The sequence below is a fragment of the Aeromonas lacus genome, assembly GCF_000764665.1.
Classification (GTDB): Bacteria; Pseudomonadota; Gammaproteobacteria; order Enterobacterales; family Aeromonadaceae; genus Aeromonas; species Aeromonas lacus.
Map to the genome: position 1 here is coordinate 1 of NZ_JRGM01000187.1, position 2438 is coordinate 2438.

1 protein-coding gene and 3 pseudogenes are annotated in these 2438 nt (G+C 45.3%); all 4 read right to left on the reverse strand.

The window, feature by feature from the left end; all coding sequences use genetic code 11:
* On the reverse strand, positions 1 to 240 hold a 240-nt coding region (locus tag LG31_RS21105; protein WP_152598460.1), incomplete at its 3' end, for a twin-arginine translocation signal domain-containing protein.
* A gap of 568 nt (positions 241 to 808) precedes the next feature.
* Positions 809 to 1691 (reverse strand): annotated as a pseudogene (locus tag LG31_RS0120075) (IS5 family transposase).
* 92 nt (positions 1692 to 1783) lie between these two features.
* Positions 1784 to 2009 (reverse strand): annotated as a pseudogene (locus LG31_RS20710) (IS110 family transposase); the annotation flags it as partial.
* Positions 2010 to 2189: 180 nt separating this feature from the next.
* Positions 2190 to 2438: pseudogene (locus LG31_RS20715) on the reverse strand (type II secretion system protein GspD); the annotation flags it as partial.

Below are 2438 nucleotides of genomic sequence, written 5' to 3' on the forward strand. Positions count from 1 at the left end.
AACTTCAAAGTGGATGGTGTCAGAATCTGGAATTATGTTACTACTCTTTACATAGTAGTCGATATTATCTAACTCATTAATATCATTGCCTGTTTTTTCTATAAGCCAACTAGCTACTTTAGCAGAGACAGGAAAAACAGAACTCGCAGCCATAGTGATAATTGAGGCAGATGAAAATGTTAGAAACTGGCGACGACTTTGTGGCATTGCATTTTTTATGAAATCCTGTAGGTCAAACATACGGTTACCTCTTATACCATTTTTATTTATTGGTGTTTATTCGTGAGGTTACAAGTTTTAAATATATATTTAAAAATCGTATAAATGGTTCTCAAGCTATTTTAATTGGGTTGACTCATATGTATACTATCCCTTGTTGTTTCATTAGGACTTACGTGGTGTTGCGAACTTGTTTTAATGCGAAAGAGCATCATCTAAAAAAGAAGTAAAAAACATGCTGAAAAATTGAAAATTTCAAGATTAAATTTAATTCAAATTGATTCGCATCTATTCAATGATGCGGCATAGATAAGGAATTCATTAAACCATAAGCAAGTGGGGTGTTTTTAGGTTTGGGGCAGGACATCTGTGTTGCAAGACACAAAAACTCGAACTGAACTTTTATTAATGGGTGTGACTTGATAATCCCACCATTTTAGGGGCATTAAAAAGTAGAGGTCATGCAGCCTTTTCAAGATGCTGCTTTGGGGGATAATCATTCAGCGCCATATTGGGCCGCTCATGGTTATAAAGGCTTTGTGGCCAAAATCAGCCATCAAGTCATGACTTCCTCAGTCCCAGATGACCGCTACACTCGGGGCTTTCTTACAAGTAGACCCAGAGTATTTAGTTTGTTTATGGCGCTTACATACGCCATGACTTCTCCCACTTGGCCATTGTAGTTACGCAGACTAATCTTCCCCGCCAGCAACTGCTTGAACCGATATATCGCCGTCTCTGCCAGCGAGCGACGGTGATACCCCGATATCTTCTTCCTGTGCCCAGTCCTTCCATGCGCATCACCAGCACTGCGTCATTTCTTGGGTGTCATAACCCCGCGGGCTTTCGAGGCGGGATACAGGCTGTCGCCCCTTTGTGCGAGATAAGCTGATGGATGGCTTTGCTGTGATAGGCTCCATCCGCATAAATATGTCCCAGCTTACACCGCAGAGGGTTGAGCAAGGTCGGCAGCACCTCGGCATCATGGACATTTTCCAACGACACCTCTGCTGTGAGTTGCTGGGTCCACTGCCAGATGCAACTTGCGCCAGACCCGTCGCTTCTCCGTGCCATGTTTCCTGATTTTCCACTCGCCTTCACCAAATACCTTCAGGCCAGTCGAGTCGATAACCTGGTCGGTGATGCGTCCCTTTGAGGGCCACCGATAGGCCACAGTCACCATGCGGGCCCGCTTGCTGACGCGGCTGTAATCGAGGGCACAAAGCGGTACGTTCATCAACTCGAACAGGGAGTCGAGTCGTCCCTGAGTGGCTAGCAGAGTGGGACTGAAAATCCCGTTGAGCATCAGGAAGGTGCAGATGGTGTTGGTGTAAAGCTGACTGCGTCCCCGTCGCCTATGATGGTCGTGGTGAAACCAGTTGCTCATAGCCTTGGCATCAACCCAGAAGGTGGGTGAACCATGGATAATCAAAGACTTGTTGTTTGGTGATAGGGTGGAGCGACATGCCCATGATGCAGATTTGAAGAGGATCGTGGTGATCAGGTCACCGTGCCCTCAGTAAGTTCCCATCAAACTGTATCGATTTGTGCAACAACGCCACTAGGGCGCCATCAGTTTGACGGTATGTCCCAGCCCTTGCAGCTTATTGGCCCAGAAGTGGGCAGATGAACAGGCCGCCATGTCGATCAAGCAGGCTGGAATATTGGCAAAAAGGAGGCTAACTGTGAACGCCTGAGTTACTTGTTGAACAACCGCTTACCTTGCTCCTCCACCCCGTGAACATGGAATACCTCTTTGCCAAATCAATGCCGATTGTCGTAGCCTTCATGGTGGTCGCCTTTCTCATCAGTAGGAACGTACATTCGCCACTTTGGCGCTTCAGATGCTTTTGGGGAGGGGAGGTCATCCTATTAACAACGCAGGTTTATTTAGGAAACAACGCCAATAAAATTGGCCACCATTGGCGCTGACTTCCTATAAAAATAGAATGTAACCGTAATAGAACGTTCTATTTACGCGATGTATTTTCTATCTGCTTTTTAATTTCAGGAGATATTGTCCCCTCAAGATAATCAGATGGCAAGACCTGACGTTTTGGTGAGGTAAGATATCTTTCTTGAGCTGCCAGACTAAGCTGTTCTGCACGGAATTGAGAGTATTTATTATTAGACAACCCAGAGTAAATACTAGCATCACGTAATATTGTTGGTCGAATAAATACCATTAGATTCCGTTTGGAGGTTGTGTTTGATGTAGA